Raw genomic sequence first — 17,604 nt, forward strand, 5'->3', positions numbered from 1 at the left:
TCAACAATCACTTCATGATCGTTATTCGCTTTAGGCTGGTATCGATAAACAGAATCACTAATGCCAACTGCGCGACAAGCAAGACGTAAACTGGCTGCGTATTTCGGTGATTGCGATCGCTCGTTTCGGTTTATTCCGGTCACCTGATCCTGCCGTTTTTCTCTCTTCCTATTTTTACTCTAAGTGATCGGATTGCGCCAGTTTTCTCATCGACTCACCTCCCAGTTCTATTCGATGACTATTGTGTACCAGCCGATCCATTAGAGCGTCAGCGACGGTAGCGTTGCCGATCATGTTGTACCACTCCTTTACAGGTAACTGGCTGATGACGATTGTACTGCTATTTTGGTAACGGTCTTCAAGCACTTCTAATAAGTGACCAGCATGCTCTTGGGTTAGCTTTTCCATCCCCCAGTCGTCGAGGATCAGAAGAGCTTTCTTAGCCAACGATTGAAGTTGCTTTTGATAGCTACCATCCAGACGGCCTGCAGTCAGATCATCAAGCAAGCGAGTTAATCGGTAGTATCTGACCGTTTGTTGTTGGTCGCAGGCGCTGGTTGCAAGTGCGCAGCCAAGATACGTTTTGCCTGCTCCTGTTGGGCCTGTGATCAAGATGTTCTGGTGTTTGTATAGATAACTTCCCGTTAGAAGTTCGCTCATCTGTTTGCGATTGAGATTTCGTCCCTCCTTGTAGATGAGTTGGTTCGGCTGAGCATCCACTCTCAGTTTGGCTTGTCGTTTTAAGCGTTGGATTTTTGTCTGATTGCGATTCAAGATTTCACTTTCCAGAAGAAGGCTTAGCCTTTCCTCGAAGTCCAACTCTGCGTAGGTGCTAAGTTGTTCTTGTTGCTGCTCTAACGCTTTCACTACATGGCTCAAGCGGAGGGTTTTGAGTTGGTCGTTCAGTGCGTTCATATCCTTTCTCCTAGTGGTAACAGTTCGGGCCACGAACATTGCTGTGAACAAGGTTCGGCGTACTTGCTTTGTCTTTACTCAGTTGCCCTTCACGATTGTTCTTCAGCAGATTATTGATGAAGGTGTAGTTAGGCTTTGTCAGCATCAGTGCATCTTTACAGGCTTGCTCTAAGCGCGATTCACCATGCGTTTTACTCAGATTGAGCAGCCCAAGACAGGAACGATAAGACTGCTCTGGATGAGGCTTGGAGTTAAGCATCTTATTGACGACTTCTCGTGTGGCTGGGCCGATATTGGCTCCCCAGTTGAGTAAGCGTCCAGGCGACCACTTCTGATGTTGATGATTACTCGGCATGTGCTCTGATTGAGTACTGTTTCCACGCTCCCTTTGGCTGCGTGGATGCTGGGCGACTAAGTTACCCTGATGGTAGATCTGCACCAGACGGTTGGAGGCTTCCAGCTCGACATGGTGGCCAACAAGTTGATGGGGGACCGAGTAATAGTGACGGCGATATTCGATGTGATAGTCAGGCCCAACTTTGGCTCGCTTGGTTTCGGTATACAGGTAACGCTGTTTGGGGAGGGGCTTTAACGCAGGCTTATCGAGTTTGTCGAACAATGATTGACGACTCGCGCCATACTGTTTCATCTCACGTTGGTTTAACTCATTCATGAGTTCTCGGATGGCGAGATTCAGCGCTTTGAAGGTATGGAAGGTTTGGTGTCGCAGTCGCATCATGATCCAGCGTTCCACTAGGAGCACGGCATTCTCTGCCTTGGCTTTGTCTTTCGGTTTGTAAGGGCGAGCAGGCATCACTGCGGTTTGATAGTGATTCGCCAGTTTTTGATAGCTGTCGTTAAGTCTCGGCTCATAACGATTAGCTTTGGTGACCGCGCTACGTAGATTATCGGGAACCAAGAGCTGTGGTACACCACCGAAGTGTTCGAACGCATTAGCATGCGCCTCTAACCAGTAGGACTTACTTTGGCTCGGGAAGGCTTCAACATAGGTGTAATTGGACGCGCCTAAAGTCGCGACGAACACTTCCGCTTCACGCACTTCTCCTGTGTCAGGGTTGACCACCTGAAGCCTCGGCCCACAGTAGTCGATAAACAGCTTATCACCCGCTACATGAAGCTGGCGCATGCTGCGCTTTTGGGTTTTGAACCAGCGAGTGAAGTGCTCGCAGAACTGAGTGTAAGCGTAAGCTTGCTCTTGATATTGCTCATGATATTCCTGCCAGAGCAGTATCTTCGTCATGCCTTTACGTCTGAGTTCGACTGCGTATTGAGTGAAGTCTGGCATGACTTTATCGCGACTAGCTTTCTTGCCGTGATACAGCACCTGCGTGAGATCAGCATCGCTGCAACTTTCGGGCAGAGGCCAGCCAAGTTGACTTTGTTTAAAGCGAGTAAGGAGTTCCGATATGGTAGACGGGCCGAGTTTCAGGCAAGAAGCGATACCACGATTGGAGAGACCGCAGTCGTACTTAAGGCGTAATACCTCTTTGATTTTGTTCATTGGAGTTCTCTTTTTGGCCATTATCGCTTCCTTACGTTCTTGTTTAAGAAGTAAAGAATAGCGAGCTATTGATTTAAAAGAGAAAAAGGCAGGATTTCGGACATTCCGATCGCGGTTTTCGCTATTCCGATCACCGATTTCGGAGTTAGGCTAAAAGTGATCGGATAATCGCGGAATCAGTGATCGGTTTAAACCGAAATGGGTGATCGGATAATCCCGAAATGACTGATCGGAATGCTCCGAAATATGCAACTGGCATTGTGCCGTTGTCTGGCATACTCAACCAGTTCTCGTCTTATCGCTGGCTTTACAGCTTTTTTTCTACGATGTCTTTGAGAATTCGATGCTCTAAGCTCAACTCAGCAAACATGGCTTTCAAGCGACGATTCTCCTCTTCTAAGTCTTTAAGGCGTTTGACTTCAGAGGCTTCCATCCCACCGTATTTGGCTTTCCAGTTGTAGTAGGTGGCATCTGAAATGCCGTATTCACGGCACACTTCATTGACCTTACGACCAACTTCCACTTCTTTTAAGATTTTGACGATTTGTGTTTCTGAGTAACGTGATTTTTTCATCGCGAGTTCTCCTTCTATGCTCAGTCTAAGCCGAAGAACTCTAAAATGGTATGCCACTAGTTTAGGGGAGGTTTACAAGGACATAAGCTCTATTGTGCCCTTCTTGTAGTGAGAATTGCCTAACATGTAACTACAAAATCGACGGTCGTGGCGACGAAGGTGACAGTATGGAGCTTACTCAATCAATGATTAATAGTCGTTCTAAAAAAGTTTATGGTTCAAGCAGCCTGCTATTATTTTTTAAACAGGTGATAATAGATGTTTGACATTTAAGAGTGTCGCATTTCAAAGTTGGATTTGTTCTAACGGCTTAGTAAGTGTAACATGCTCACATTTTCAAACCAATTTTTTAATGTTAAGGCGTAGCTCTGGAAGATATTCTGCGCCACATTTAGTTAATAAAATTATAGGACTTAAGATGAAAATCTGTGTTGTTGGTGCAGGCTGGTATGGTTGTCATGTAGCTTTGTCTTTACTTCAAAAAGGAGTTAAAGTCGATGTCTTTGAAAGAAGTGATCGAAGTATTTCCGGAGCTTCAAGGTATAACCAAAATAGGTTGCATCAGGGCTTCCATTATCCTAGAGATTATGAGACTAGAAAACAATCATTAGAGGGTTTTGATTGGTTCATTGAGCATTATGGAAATCTTGTAGCAACTGTTAGTAATAATATTTATGGTATCGCGGATAAAGTAAGTAACGTAGATTTTGAAACTTATAAGCAGATAATGACCGCATCTCACTTGGTTTATGATGATTTAGTTAGTTCGGATATTAAAAGTAAGTTTAGAAATGTGAGTGGCATGATAAATACCACTGAAAAATTGATTTTGAATCATCAAGCTAGTAGATATTTTGATGATGTATTAAGTGGGCATATAACTTATAAAAAATTCGTCGACTTATCAGATGATGAAATTGTTTTAGACCTTAAAGATAAATATGACTTTATTATTGATTGTACATGGGGTTGCGCAAGGAAAATACCTGAATTTGATTATTATTACGAGCCTTGCATTTATTTTTATTACAAGAAAAAAATCAAGGTTGAATTTTCCATGACACTGATGGATGGTGAATTTTTTTCCATTTACCCTTATGATGGTGATATTTATACACTTACCTCAGTAAGAAATACACCAATATCAAAGACATATGACAAGAACTGTGTTGGTGAGTTGTTTCAGAGTGCTAAGCAAGAGTCATATATTACAAGGAAGAGAGAGTTGTTCGAAGAAGAAGTTAAGTCATACTACCCTGAATTTTTGGATGACTTTGAATACTTGGAGCCGGTTTTTAGCTTAAAAACAAAGCTTGTAAGTGGCACCGATTATAGAGGGTGTATGATTGCGCGTGAAGGTCAACTGATTAGTATTTTCTCTGGAAAAATAGATACGTTACATATAGCGGAACAAGAAATTATGAAGGTGATTTTTGGTGAGTAAAAAGCTCCTAATTGTTGGCTCTTCTTCTTTTTTATCGGAAGAAATAACGCGTAAATTCAATAATGATTTTGAAGTTTTTAATTTTGGTCGTGGAAAGCTTAATGATAAAATTATTGATGTTCTTGATTTGAGTTCGGATAATATCTTCAAAATATTTGAGGATGACTTTGATTTTTATGTTTTTAATTTAGGTCATTTGCTTAATAAGAATATAGTTAATCAAACTGAACAAGAGATAATATCTTCTATTAAGATTAACTCGCTTTTTTCTATCAAATCATCTGAATATATATTATCTACTAATGACAGAGCAAGGATCATTATTATTGGGTCTGAATCAGGTAAAAAAGGATCTTATGATACGTCATATTTTATATCAAAATCTATATTAAGATCTTATGTCAAAGAAAGATTTTTATATAGTCAAAATCAACAACTGATATTGATATCGCCATCAACTATAGAAGATAGTGCAATGACCATGTCAAGAATAGATACCGAACGGCTCAATACATATCGTAATAATCATCCTAAAAAGCGGTTTTTGAGTAACTCCGAAGTAGTTGATGTTATATATGATTTACTTTCGAAAGAATCTACCTATTTAACGAATATAGAAATAGAGATTAATGGGGGTAAGTTCGCTAGGATGAAATACTAATAGTAGTGTAAAAATATCATAAGATATGCCCTTAGTGCTAGGTAAGATCGCGCACGTTTTAAACCATTGGAATGATTAAGTTCACAATCATATTTACCCGTGACCATATATGCTCCGTTTTATAAAGAGCAGTTACTGTTAAAGCGCGCTTCTGGGTTTAATGAATATTTTCACGTGGTAATAGAAGCTTTGTTGTCGAAATCGTATGAACTAAATCAGAATCTTGAAGTGGTATCTTACAGATGAAAGGGAATACCAAGCAAAATGCTTAGAAAATATTTTTCTATTTTGGTGTGAAGCGTAATGAATGGCTTTAATGTCTGGAAAGTAATAGACGTGTAACTTGTGCTTGTTGGCACGCGTACAGATGTCAGCATCCTCAAAATACATGAAGTACTTTTCATCAAATCCGGTTAATTGCTCAAAGCATCTTACTTTAAATAGTAAAAATGAACCCGCCGCCCATTCTATTTTTATTGGCTGTTCTATCTGGCGCTTATCGAAGATGTCATTGCGCTTAATCCCCAAAAGTGATTTGATTGGAGTTAGGAGTTTTGGGTATCGGCGAATCGAGTTGTCATACGTACTTAATGATCGATCAGTGAACAAGTTAATTGCTGAAATATCGGCATTGTATTCTTGTGCTTGGTTTATAAGCTGGTAAAGGCTTTTAGTATCGATCTCAACATCAGGATTCAGCACTAAAAAATAATCTAGCGGAGAGGCTTTTAGCTCAATCATACAATATTGAAACACTTCATTATTATTGGCGCCAAACCCCTTTACCGTTTCCCCTTGAATTAACTTTATTCTATGTTTTATGCAATAATCTGAAAGAGCATCAGTAGTAGGAGTGTTGGATTTGATAATAACTGTAAAGTCCTTGGCGAGATCAGCCAGCGTTGGATTAGCTACGATCATGTCATCGTGGTTGTGATTGATGATAGATATAAAAAGTTTCATTAGGTTTTATCTTTGTTGACTGTGGTTAGGCTCATAGCCAGTAGGAGCATCAAACAGAATACGCTTTATGCAGTCAGCATCAAAGTTATGGCAACAGCTATCGAGTTCATCAAGCAGTTTCTCCATCTCAGTCCAAGATAGCTTTTCTTCACTCGCTGTCATGATTTTCTGATGCCCAGTTCCTTCCACGTTGTCTCCGATCAAAAGCTCTTCATAGAGCTTTTCTCCGGGTCTTAGGCCAGTGAACTTGATCTCAATATCACCTTCTTCCGCGCTATTTTCCGTGTGTACCTTTAAACCCATCAGGTGAATCATTCGTTTGGCCAGATCTAAGATTTTTACTGGCTCGCCCATGTCTAATACAAATACTTGTCCATTATGGCCCAGTGCACCCGCTTGGATGACGAGCTGAGCCGCTTCTGGGATAAGCATAAAGTAGCGGATAATGTCTGGGTGAGTCACTGTCACAGGCCCCCCACAGCGAATTTGCTTTTTAAACAGCGGCACGACAGAGCCTGATGACCCTAGTACATTGCCAAACCGGACCATGGTAAACGTGGTGCCACTTTGTTTATCCGCAAGGGCTTGTAGAACAAGTTCGGCTAGTCTTTTACTTGCACCCATAATGTTCGTTGGGCGCACGGCCTTATCTGTTGAGATTAAGGTAAAGTTTTTGACGCCTGTTTCTATCGCTGCATTTGCGCAAGCTAAGGTGCCAAATACGTTGTTACGAATGCCCTCAATAATATTGTCTTCAACGATAGGCACGTGTTTGTAGGCAGCCGCGTGATAAACGGTTTCAATGCTATGAGATTTCATTAGGTTGCTGAGTCGATTTTCATTTTGTACTGACCCCAATGCTGCGATTACTTTAGTCTCAATCTTTAGCCTTGATACCATAGCCGAAAGTTCATGATCTATTTGGTATAGATTGTATTCGTTGAGTTCAAACAAAATTAATGACTTGGGTTTTTGGCTAATGATTTGTCTGCATAACTCTGATCCTATTGAGCCACCAGCGCCTGTTACCATTACATTTTTGCCAGTAATATTTTTCGCTAGCAGTTCTTTATCTGGGTCCACTGGTGCGCGTCCGAGTAGGTCCGCAACATCAAGGTCTTTTACTTCTGTTGCTTCGGCTCTTCCTGCAGCAATATCTTCAACAGAAGGTACAGATTGAACTTCAATTGGCCAATTCGACAGTTTTTCAACTAATCGTAGTCGTCGGCCTTTGTTTATACTATTGATCGCTAGCAGTAGCTTGACTGGTTGGTATAAGGATTGGATTTTATCGAACTCTTTCGGATGATGCACTTTAATACCAAACATTATCTGCCCGGTTTTAGTTGGATCATCATCTATGATGGCAATCGGATGGTACTCGTCTCCTTGAATTAGCGCGTAAGCGAGATCTCTCCCAGTAGAGCCTGCGCCATATATTACCACATTAGGCTTCTGTCTTTTGTAATAGTGATAGTAGATTGTTCTGATAAAAATACGAGGGCCACCTAAGCTTAAAATTGCTAAACCAGCGTATATAAAAGGGACACTGCGTGGGATAAATGTATGAAAAAAGAAGCCACTTAGCGCAAGACCAACAGCAGATAGCAATACTGCCAGAAAGATATGTCCAATTGCTGGAAGCATCATATATCTCAGCACTGCGCGGTACATACCTAATTTGGCAAAGCAATAAATCGTAACGATCACTGTCACTATAAGGCTGCAAAGTTCTTCGACCCCAATTGAGAAAGTGTAGCTCCCAAGCCTTAAAGCTATTGCTAAATATAAAGAGGTGATAACAGCAAATAAATCATAGAAGATGCTGATTAATCGCTTGTTGCGTCGACTTGCATTGAGAAGAAGTTGAATTGGGGTGAACATCGAATACTACTGCCAACTTATAAGTACATCTATTATGTCGTCGCTATTCTAGAAACCTTTAGTGTTAATGGCTAGAGGGAAGAGGTATCATTTTGTGCAAATGTGAGAGAGTCAGGTATGTCGGCGCTATTTATATATGCATTTACTATCGTTGCCCGTCTATAAATCTTTACAAGAAGGTGAAATGAAAATACTAGTCACAGGCAGTACAGGATTTGTTGGTGAGCGTGTATGTAGCCTAGCGACCAAGCGAGAATGGAATGTTCGCTCTGTGGTTCGACGGCATGCATTAGCAGATGATAATACCGTTATGCTCTCAAGTATAGACGCTGATACCGATTGGTCTGGTGCCTTGAAAAATATCGATTGTGTTGTGCACTGTGCTGCTCGTGTTCACCAGATGGAAGAAACAAAGTTTGATGTTTTGGCGGCTTATCGTGAAGTAAATACGCTCGGGACGCTTAATCTTGCCCGGCAAGCTTCTAAAGCTGGTGTGAAGCGTTTTGTGTTCATTAGCTCAATCAAAGTTAATGGTGAATACACTGAGCAAGGAGAGCCATTCCAGCCACATGCATCTAGCCCACCCATCGATCCTTATGGTTTAAGCAAGTATGAAGCAGAAGTCGGTTTGAAGGAGCTGGCAGCTGAAACCGACTTGGAAGTGGTGATTATCAGGCCACCACTGGTTTATGGTCCGGGGGTTAAGGCGAACTTCTTATCCCTGCTTCGTTGGACGAAAAAGAAGATCCCGCTACCATTTGGGGCTATTTATAATCAACGTAGCTTGGTTTATGTTGATAACCTCGCCGATTTAATCCTTGAGTGCTGTTTAAACCCTAACGCGCAGGGTAAAGTGTTTTTAGTGTCGGATGACCACGATGTTTCAACTACAGAACTATTAAGCTGTGTAGCTAAGCAAATGGGCAAGCCAAACCGCTTAATACCGATTCCTGCTAGCTGGTTGAAAGGGGCTAGCACACTGATTGGAAAGCCTGCTATTGGCCAACGTATCTGCTCTAACCTGCAAGTGGATATTAGTGACACAAAGTGTACTTTGAACTGGCAGCCGCCAGTGAGCTTTGAACAAGGTATTCGTAATACAGTTAAAGCTTATCTAGATTCTGAATAATCAGTAAACAAAAGGTTTATACATTGATTCGTCTATTTGATTTTTTCTTCGCTCTGATGGGCATTGTTTTTTTATGGCCTATTTTTATCGTGATTTACATCATTGGTTATTTTGACACGGGCTCACCGGTGTTCTGTCAAACCCGAGTAGGGCGCAATCAGCAGCCATTTACGCTGATTAAGTTTCGTACCATGCCAGTGAACACCCAATCTGTGGCAACTCATTTAGTCGGTGCAAGCTGTGTCACCAAACTCGGGAGCTTTCTACGCAAAACCAAGTTGGATGAACTGCCACAACTGATTAACGTTCTAAAGGGCGAAATGAGTCTTGTAGGGCCGCGCCCATGTTTGTTTAATCAACAAGAGCTTATTGATGCACGACAATCCAAAGGTGTGTTTGATGTGAGACCGGGGATTACTGGTTTGGCGCAAGTCAACGAAATCGATATGTCCACACCAGAGTTATTGGCTGAGTGGGATGAACGTATGATTCGTTCAATGACGGTCAAAGCTTACTTTACCTACATTATTCAAACTGTGCTCGGTAAAGGCGCAGGGGATCGAGTATAGGTGCGTGCTAACCATGACCTACACGAGCACCCACCTCAGAATTTCGTAGTTTGATTACAAAATCTGCTTCAAAACCCGATCTGCTTTCACGCGGGTAATCTTACGCATCAGCTTCTGCACTGCCTCCGGATAATCTTCAAACTTCTCTAGTTGCTTATAGGTGCAGATCAACTGAGTGTGTTGAAGAATATTCGCGACTTCTTGCTCAAATTGCGGCGTTAAATGATGGTAATGATCTTGGATAAAAATACCGTTTTCGAGATCAAGTTTCCAAGCGCGTGGGTTTAAGTTGTTTCCGGTGATAAACATATAACGTTTATCTACCCAAATGCCTTTGAGGTGGAAGCTGTTTTCATCGTGTTTCCACAAGTGAATCGAGAGTTTACGACTAGCGATATTGGCTTCATTGGCCTTAGCAAATAGGCGTAAGTTACGCTCGTACAGATAAGGCAATCCACCAATCGTTTTAAATTCTTCTTCTGGCGAGATGTAAAAGTCATTAGCGGTTTTGTCACCAACCACAATGGTCACTTTTACGCCGCGTCTTAGGGCCTTTTTAACCTCTTTCGCTACACTGCGTGGAAAGTTGAAGTATGGCGTGCAGATAAAAATTTCATCTTTGGCTTTAGCCAACAGCTGATTAATGCCTTGGTTGAGCTTATTGCGTTTTTTCCCCACCCCGACAATTGGTGTGATTGCCACGTGATCTGGTGTGATTTCTTGCGGCTCAAATTGATACTGAGCTTTGGCCAGTAATGCTCGCAGTTGGCGAATTTGCGCCTTGATCTCTTTAGTCTCGGGTTTATTGGCACAGGTGAGATCATAAACGGCTGGGTGAGCAACTAACTCGTTTTGAACAAAGTTGACCATGCTGTCTGCCAATGCTTTGTTGCTTATCAGGTGATAGCGGTCAAAACGATAACGTTCTTTATAATTTAGGTAGATATTATTCAGGCTGGCGCCGCTGTAAAGTACTTGGTCATCAATAATGAAGCCTTTTAGGTGCAACACCCCAAACACTTCTCGGCCACGCACAGGTACGCCATAAACAGGAACTTTGTACTGGTGTTTATCAGCAAAGGCCTTATACATCGCAGCATTGGTTTCACCAGGTTCGGCGCCAATCAATCCGCGTTGTGCACGGTGCCAGTCTACGCAGACTGTAATGTCTAAGCCTGGGTTACGTTGCTTAGCCTGATAAAGCTCGGTCAAAATCTCACGACCAGCTTCGTCATCTTCAAGGTAAAGGGCGACAAGGTAGATTCGTTTACTGGCCTGACGAATCGCTTCAATTAAGCGAATTCGAAAGTCTTTGGCAGCATACAGCGTTTCAAACATCGCTGGATCTTGCGCCAAAGTAGGCAGTTGCTCGAATAAATTCCTATTAGTCATCATGTTGGATGGATTACCTTTACTTACAGTGGACAGGGATATTAGCAAACAAAGCAAGAAGATTCGAGTAGTGGAATACGAGAGTGTGGCAATGTTAGATTCTGAATCACGTTCGTGCCTCACTGTTCAGAATGACGAGATTTGACTTTGGTGTTAACTCTATTTGTTCAGAATGACAACTTTGGGTTATCCGCAGTCTAAGGCGACGTGCGGTGGATCTTATTCAGAATGACGGAGTGTTGTAGTATCGCTACTCGCTACTCGCTACTCGCTACTCGCTACTCGCAAGCTAATCTCCCCACCAATAAAGCTCTCGATGCCGTGCTCGGTCTCAAGCAGTACTGCGCCTTGCTCATTGATGCCCTTGGCAATACCGCTTATTTCTCTTGGCCCCATGATCAGTTTGATCGGCCGACCAATATAATTATCCAAGCGATTCCAGCGTTCGACAAAACCGTGCATGCCATATACTTCATAATCACTTAGTGCGCGGTGTAGCGTTTGGATCATCGTGACGGCCAATTGGTTACGGTCAAACGGTTGCGATTGTGCCACTTCCGTTAGGCTCGTCCACGGTTGGGTAATCCCTTGAGTATCCTCTGCCATCGTCAAGTTCATCCCCATGCCAATCACTAGATTCGCCGCCGCACCTGCTTGGCCTGACATCTCAACTAAAATACCGGCTAACTTTCGATCGTGATAATAAAGATCGTTGGGCCATTTGAGCTTAACGCCGTTTAAGCCCAGCTCTTCAAGCGCCTCGACAATGGCCACACCAACCACCAAGCTCAGCCCCATCGCCGCCGCCATACCGGCATCTAAGCGCCAGAACATAGATAAATATAAGTTAGCACCAAAAGGCGACACCCATTCACGCCCACGACGTCCACGGCCTTTGGCTTGATACTCCGCGATGCACACGGTGCCAGACTCTAAGCTATCGATGCGCTCGAGCAAATATTGATTGGTCGAATCGATGATTGGAATCAGTTGCACAGGAGTGGTCAGTTGCTTGGAAAGAAGCGCTTGGTCAAGTAACTGCATCGGAGTAGCAAGTTGATAGCCTTTGCCTTGCACACTAAAAATATCCACGCCCCATTGCTGAATGCCTTTGACGTGTTTACTAATTGCGGCGCGCGACACACCAAATTTTTCACCGAGCTGCTCGCCAGAATGAAAACCGCCCTGAGCCAATATGTGTAAAATGGCGAGTTTGATTGAGTGGTCTTTCATTGGCGCTGCTCCAAAATAGTGTCGAGATTGGTTTCTGCTAGCGCGCCCATAAAACGGACTTCGTGTTCAAGTTTAATCTGATAGCGCTGATAAACGCTGTCGCGAATGTGAGCGGCAAGGTTTACCACATCGTCGGCACTGGCTTGATTGGCATTTATCAGCACCAATGCTTGCTTCGGGTGAACTTGCGCACCGCCGACAGTAAACCCTTTAAGCTGACATTGATCGATAAGCCAACCCGCGGCGACTTTCATCTGATCGTCAGCAGGATAGGCAACAATGTTCGGAAATTGCGCTTTAAGTCGTTCAAAGTGGGGCATTGATATGATTGGGTTTTTAAAAAAACTACCGGCATTACCCACTTTTTCTGGATCGGGAAGTTTCTCAATACGAACTTGGCATACACGTTGAAAAATATCGTTGGCACTGATGCCTGCGGTGGAATGATGTTGCTCACCCTTAATCGTTAAGGCGCGCAGTGGGCCGTACTCAATATTGGCTTGCCAAGCTTTGTTGAGTTTCAAGCCAATCGCGGTGATGATGACTTTGCCTTGCAGTTCACGTTTGAAAATCGAGTCTCGATAGCCAAACTGACATGACTCTGCACTGAGCCTTTGTACGGTGAAGTCTTCTAGATCAAGCACATCGACATACTCACAAACATCTTGAAGTTCAGTGCCATACGCGCCAATGTTTTGAATGGGAGCACTGCCACAGCAGCCAGGGATCAACGCTAAGTTTTCAAGTCCAGCATAGCCTTGCTCAACCGACCATTTGACCAGTGATGGCCAATCTTCGCCACCAGCAATGTGTAAGTGCCATGCCGTGTCTGTTTCTGTCACGGTTTTTCCTTGCAGACGATTGAGAATTACCACGCCTTGATAGGCTTGGGTAAACAGCATATTGCTGCCTCTGCCCAAGACAAGCTTAGGTAAGCTCACCCAATCTGGATTTTGATAGATGGCTTTCAAATCGTCGACACAGTGCGCTTTCACTAAGTAAGCACAAGTCTGAGGAATCGAAAAGGTATGGTAGTGACTTAAGTCTGCGTTGGCTTTAATTTGCATTGCTTTTGCTGGCTAATCTAAACTGCCTGCATTCTACCTCAATTTAGCCCTTGGTTTTACTCTTTGATGAATACGCTGCAGATAGAAACGCTAGACCCAATTAAACTGCCGCTGGTGGCCCGCTTGTATAAAGCGCACTATCCTGCCGGTAAAGCGAAGAAAGATGAATTGACGATTGTCGGCTATCATCAAAGCCAAATGGTCGCCCTAGTACGTTTGCGTAATGTTGAACAATATCGATTATTAACGGGGATGTTGGTGGTGCCTGACTATCGGCAACATGGTTTTGGTCATCAGCTTATGGCCTTCTGTCAGCAGCAAGTGTTGAAGGTGGGGGATTACTGTTTCGCTTACCAACACCTTGAAGGGTTTTATGCTCAACATGGGTTTCAAACCACTGACTGGATGGCATTGCCTAATAATCTCAAGCCGCTGTTTGAGCGCTATAGCCGAACCAAAAGCTTAGTGGCGATGCAATATATCGAGATGTAAAGCATTTGCTTTATAAAGCGGTTGCTCCATAATATTTAAGTGGTTTAGGGAGCAAACATGAAAAGCGTCGAGAGAATACTACAAACCGTTAAGCGTGGTGGTGCGGTGACCGCAAAGCAAATCGCTGATGAATTAGCGATGACTACTATGGGCGCACGGCAACATTTGCAAGGGCTTGAAGATGACGGGTTGCTCGCGTTTGAAGACGTAAAGGTGAAAGTTGGCCGCCCAACTCGTCACTGGTCTTTGACGCCAAAGGGGCACGCTCAGTTCACCGATCGCCACGGTGAGTTGACAATTCAAATGATTGAAGCGGTTGAATCCTTGTTCGGCGTAGAAGGGCTACAAAAAGTCGCCGATGAACGTGAAGCCAAAACCTACCACCTCTACTCCTCCGAGTTGGAGCAATGCCAAACCCTTGAAAAAAAGCTGCATCGATTAGTCTCTCTTCGCCAGCAAGACGGTTATATGGCCGAGCTAGAAACGTGGGGTGAGAGCTTTTTATTGATCGAAAATCATTGCCCAATCTGTAAAGCCGCCACACGTTGTCCCAGTTTATGTCAGTCAGAGCTCAACATCTTTCAGCGCCTGCTTGGCGATAAATTTCACATCGAGCGCACAGAACATATCGTCGAAGGTCAACGACGCTGCGTATATAAAATCAACAGCTTGGTATAGTTCCCCCTGTATTATTGCTAGGACATCAAGTTCCTCGATACACAATTGCGCTTTTTTCGACTATTTTTAATAGTGGTGTTGATAGTTTAATCAACACTAGAGGAGGCAGCATGAACTCACCGTTAATCAACCAAACCCTTCCGTCATTTGATGAGTTAATGGCGCTAGCAGAAAGTAATCCGATTGCTTTTGCTCAGTTTAAACATCAAATGTGCCAAGAGCTAATTCAATCGGCCTCTGAACCAATGCAAGATCGGCTTTGGGCGCAGCAAAGCCACATCGACCGTGTGGTGGGTAATTGTAAAAATCCTAACCACGCTAATGTGGTTTTAATGCGTGAACTGGTATCGCAAATGGTCAAATTCCAAGATGTGCTCGACAGGGATGTTGATTCTAGACCAAAAGCCGAGATTATCCCTTTTGATCAATGGCGCTAGTTGGGTTGGGTGGGGGTTATATGGACTCCAAAGCGGCATATGGTGAATTAATGTAGATTCGTTGAAACCAGGTTCTAAAACACGTTCGTCAGAATGACAGCTTTGGTTGATCCCCATCCTGCGTACTGTCGATGGTCTCTATTTCGTCATTCCGGAAACGAGGGACGAGTTATCCGGAATCTAATGTGGCATATGGTGAATTAATGTTGAGTCTGTGAAACCAGATTCTGAATCACGTTCGTATCTCCCTGTTCAGAATGACGTCCTCTTTAGCTCACTTTTCTAACGCATCACTCAAATCTAACCTCGATCACAAAAAACTTCGCTTTGCCCCTTGGGTTTGTCTTGATTGCCCCTCATATAACTACCACAAGGCTTTGGCGCCTGTTCAAGGCAATTATCACATCAACATGGAAATTTTCAGGAGAAGACGACCAATGAACATTCGTCCATTACACGACCGAGTTATTGTAGAACGCCAAGAAGTTGAGTCTAAATCAGCGGGTGGTATTGTTCTTACTGGTTCTGCCGCAGAGAAATCTACTCGCGGTGTTGTTCTTGCTGTAGGTAAAGGCCGCATCCTAGAAAACGGTACAGTGCTACCGTTGGACGTTAAAGTTGGTGATACGGTAATCTTCGCTGAAGGCTACGGTACCAAAACTGAAAAAATCGACGGTAAAGAAGTGCTGGTAATGTCTGAAAACGACATCATGGCAATCGTTGAATAAATAGCAATCATTGAGTAATTTTTTGCTCAAGTTCAAGCATTAATCCAACCAAAGAATTTAGAAAAGGAAACTAAAGATGGCTGCTAAAGACGTTAAATTTGGTAATGACGCACGTATTAAAATGCTAGAAGGTGTCAACGTTCTCGCTGACGCTGTAAAAGTAACGCTCGGTCCTAAAGGCCGCAACGTGGTGCTAGACAAATCTTTTGGTGCGCCAACTATCACAAAAGATGGTGTATCAGTTGCACGTGAAATCGAACTTGAAGACAAGTTCCAGAACATGGGCGCGCAAATGGTAAAAGAAGTAGCGTCTCAAGCAAACGACGCTGCAGGTGATGGTACAACTACTGCGACAGTTCTAGCGCAATCTATCATTACTGAAGGCCTTAAAGCGGTTGCAGCGGGTATGAACCCAATGGACCTTAAACGTGGTATTGATAAAGCCGTTATTGCTGCAGTTGAAGAGCTGAAAAAGCTGTCTGTACCATGTGAAGACACCAAAGCTATCGCGCAAGTCGGTACTATCTCTGCAAACTCTGACGTCAGTGTTGGTAACATCATTGCAGAAGCGATGGACAAAGTTGGTCGTGATGGTGTTATCACGGTTGAAGAAGGTCAAGCGCTGCAAGATGAGCTTGATGTGGTAGAAGGTATGCAGTTTGACCGCGGTTACCTGTCTCCTTACTTCATCAACAACCAAGAAGCGGGATCTGTTGAACTAGAAAACCCATTCATTCTTCTGATCGACAAGAAAGTATCTAACATTCGTGAGCTTCTACCGACATTAGAAGCGGTAGCAAAAGCGTCACGTCCGTTATTGATCATTGCGGAAGATGTTGAAGGCGAAGCGCTAGCAACACTGGTTGTCAACAACATGCGCGGTATCGTGAAAGTCGCGGCAGTGAAAGCACCTGGTTTCGGTGATCGTCGTAAAGCCATGCTACAAGACATTGCGGTTCTAACTGGCGGTACGGTGATTTCTGAAGAAGTGGGTCTAGAGCTTGAAAAAGTAGTACTAGAAGACCTAGGTCAAGCGAAACGTATTGCGATCACTAAAGAAAACACCACCATCATCGATGGTATGGGTGAAGAAGCGATGATCCAAGGTCGCGTGACGCAAATTCGTCAGCAAATCGAAGAAGCGACTTCAGATTACGACAAAGAGAAACTGCAAGAACGCGTTGCTAAGCTCGCGGGCGGTGTTGCTGTGATCAAAGTTGGCGCTGCAACTGAAGTTGAAATGAAAGAGAAGAAAGACCGTGTAGAAGATGCATTGCATGCGACTCGCGCTGCGGTTGAAGAAGGTGTTGTTGCTGGTGGTGGTGTGGCTCTTATCCGCGCTGCTTCTAAGATTGTTGACCTAGAAGGTGACAACGAAGATCAAAACGTTGGTATTCGCGTCGCACTGCGTGCAATGGAATCACCACTTCGTCAAATCACTAAGAACGCTGGTGATGAAGACTCAGTGGTTGCTAACAACGTTAAAGCGGGTGACGGTAGCTACGGTTACAACGCTGCAACGGGTGAGTACGGCGATATGCTTGAAATGGGTATTCTAGACCCAACTAAAGTGACTCGCAGTGCACTTCAGTTCGCGGCATCGGTTGCTGGTCTTATGATCACAACAGAAGCGATGGTTACAGACCTACCAGCTAAAGACTCTTCAGCAATGCCTGATATGGGCGGCATGGGTGGCATGGGTGGTATGGGCGGCATGATGTAAATTACCCCCTAGCTATTCAGCGGCAAAAACGGAGACTTCGGTCTCCGTTTTTATGTTTGGAGATGTATGGTGAGTAAGTTTTTTTCAATTCCAAATATCGTCATTCCAGAAACGAGGGACGAGTTATCTGGAATCTAAAGCGTGCGCAGCGAAAGTGTAGTAAACCCAGATTCTGAATCACGTTCGTTCCTCA

16 protein-coding genes and 1 pseudogene are annotated in these 17,604 nt (G+C 43.7%); 9 read left to right on the forward strand and 8 right to left on the reverse strand.

From position 1 onward, the window contains the following. Nucleotides 1–174: 174 nt before the first annotated feature. The 3 genes and pseudogenes from istB to BS19_RS14330 all read right to left on the reverse strand — a co-directional run. The gene (gene istB, locus BS19_RS14320) at nucleotides 175–915 is read right to left on the reverse strand and encodes an IS21-like element ISVch3 family helper ATPase IstB (RefSeq protein ID WP_038176146.1); all 741 of its coding nucleotides are present in this window, start codon (nucleotides 913–915) and stop codon (nucleotides 175–177) included. Nucleotides 916–925: 10 nt separating this feature from the next. Beyond that, nucleotides 926–2,458, reverse strand: a complete 1,533-nt coding sequence (gene istA, locus BS19_RS14325; RefSeq protein WP_038176147.1) for an IS21 family transposase — start codon at nucleotides 2,456–2,458, stop codon at nucleotides 926–928. Between the two features lie 230 nt (nucleotides 2,459–2,688). After that, nucleotides 2,689–3,011: pseudogene (locus BS19_RS14330) on the reverse strand (transposase); the annotation flags it as partial. Nucleotides 3,012–3,429: 418 nt separating this feature from the next. Between BS19_RS14330 and BS19_RS14335 the strand changes: the two are divergent. Together BS19_RS14335 and BS19_RS14340 are read left to right on the forward strand one after the other, a co-directional pair. Then, nucleotides 3,430–4,455: an FAD-dependent oxidoreductase gene (locus BS19_RS14335; protein WP_038176150.1), complete on the forward strand. Its 1,026-nt coding sequence runs from the start codon at nucleotides 3,430–3,432 to the stop codon at nucleotides 4,453–4,455. After that, nucleotides 4,448–5,116 (forward strand): SDR family oxidoreductase, encoded by a 669-nt coding sequence (locus BS19_RS14340; protein ID WP_038176151.1) that lies wholly within the window; start codon nucleotides 4,448–4,450, stop codon nucleotides 5,114–5,116. Before BS19_RS14335 ends, BS19_RS14340 begins: the two co-directional genes overlap by 8 nt. A 210-nt stretch (nucleotides 5,117–5,326) precedes the next feature. Here BS19_RS14340 and BS19_RS14345 read toward each other — a convergent pair whose 3' ends face one another. Together BS19_RS14345 and BS19_RS14350 are read right to left on the reverse strand one after the other, a co-directional pair. Beyond that, entirely contained in the window at nucleotides 5,327–6,079 is a 753-nt protein-coding gene (locus tag BS19_RS14345; protein WP_038176153.1) for a glycosyltransferase, read from the reverse strand. Between the two features lie 6 nt (nucleotides 6,080–6,085). Continuing rightward, nucleotides 6,086–7,963 carry a nucleoside-diphosphate sugar epimerase/dehydratase gene (locus BS19_RS14350; RefSeq protein WP_038176155.1) on the reverse strand — a complete coding sequence of 626 codons (1,878 nt, stop codon included), beginning with the start codon at nucleotides 7,961–7,963 and terminating at the stop codon, nucleotides 6,086–6,088. A gap of 184 nt (nucleotides 7,964–8,147) precedes the next feature. On the opposite strand from BS19_RS14350, the gene BS19_RS14355 reads away from it, so the two are divergent. Continuing rightward, nucleotides 8,148–9,092, forward strand: coding sequence for a UDP-glucose 4-epimerase family protein (locus BS19_RS14355; protein ID WP_038176165.1), 945 nt, complete (start codon nucleotides 8,148–8,150; stop codon nucleotides 9,090–9,092). 23 nt (nucleotides 9,093–9,115) lie between these two features. After that, nucleotides 9,116–9,661: a sugar transferase gene (locus BS19_RS14360; protein WP_038176156.1), complete on the forward strand. Its 546-nt coding sequence runs from the start codon at nucleotides 9,116–9,118 to the stop codon at nucleotides 9,659–9,661. Between the two features lie 54 nt (nucleotides 9,662–9,715). Here the strand turns inward: BS19_RS14360 and pssA are convergent, their stop codons facing one another. The 3 genes from pssA to murB form a co-directional block, all read right to left on the reverse strand. Beyond that, nucleotides 9,716–11,056 (reverse strand): CDP-diacylglycerol--serine O-phosphatidyltransferase, encoded by a 1,341-nt coding sequence (gene pssA / locus BS19_RS14365; RefSeq protein WP_038176157.1) that lies wholly within the window; start codon nucleotides 11,054–11,056, stop codon nucleotides 9,716–9,718. 261 nt (nucleotides 11,057–11,317) lie between these two features. Then, nucleotides 11,318–12,286: a bifunctional biotin--[acetyl-CoA-carboxylase] ligase/biotin operon repressor BirA gene (gene birA / locus BS19_RS14370; protein ID WP_038176158.1), complete on the reverse strand. Its 969-nt coding sequence runs from the start codon at nucleotides 12,284–12,286 to the stop codon at nucleotides 11,318–11,320. Further along, complete coding sequence (gene murB, locus BS19_RS14375) at nucleotides 12,283–13,353, reverse strand: UDP-N-acetylmuramate dehydrogenase (RefSeq protein ID WP_038176159.1); 1,071 nt, start codon at nucleotides 13,351–13,353, stop codon at nucleotides 12,283–12,285. Before murB ends, birA begins: the two co-directional genes overlap by 4 nt. Nucleotides 13,354–13,419: 66 nt before the next feature. Here murB and BS19_RS14380 point away from each other — a divergent pair, with 66 nt between their 5' ends. From BS19_RS14380 to groL, 5 genes are all read left to right on the forward strand, one after another. After that, nucleotides 13,420–13,845 carry a GNAT family N-acetyltransferase gene (locus tag BS19_RS14380; RefSeq protein ID WP_038176160.1) on the forward strand — a complete coding sequence of 142 codons (426 nt, stop codon included), beginning with the start codon at nucleotides 13,420–13,422 and terminating at the stop codon, nucleotides 13,843–13,845. 57 nt (nucleotides 13,846–13,902) lie between these two features. Continuing rightward, entirely contained in the window at nucleotides 13,903–14,523 is a 621-nt protein-coding gene (locus tag BS19_RS14385) for a helix-turn-helix transcriptional regulator (protein WP_038176161.1), read from the forward strand. 110 nt (nucleotides 14,524–14,633) lie between these two features. Beyond that, nucleotides 14,634–14,960, forward strand: a complete 327-nt coding sequence (locus BS19_RS14390) for a DUF3135 domain-containing protein (RefSeq protein ID WP_038176162.1) — start codon at nucleotides 14,634–14,636, stop codon at nucleotides 14,958–14,960. A 437-nt stretch (nucleotides 14,961–15,397) separates the two neighbouring features. Continuing rightward, entirely contained in the window at nucleotides 15,398–15,688 is a 291-nt protein-coding gene (locus tag BS19_RS14395) for a co-chaperone GroES (protein ID WP_004410737.1), read from the forward strand. Between the two features lie 76 nt (nucleotides 15,689–15,764). After that, a complete protein-coding gene (gene groL / locus BS19_RS14400) occupies nucleotides 15,765–17,411 on the forward strand; it encodes a chaperonin GroEL (RefSeq protein WP_038176163.1) in 1,647 nt (548 codons plus the stop codon). Nucleotides 17,412–17,604: the final 193 nt, after the last annotated feature.

Source organism: Vibrio pacinii DSM 19139 (assembly GCF_000711795.1).
GTDB lineage: Bacteria > Pseudomonadota > Gammaproteobacteria > Enterobacterales > Vibrionaceae > Vibrio > Vibrio pacinii.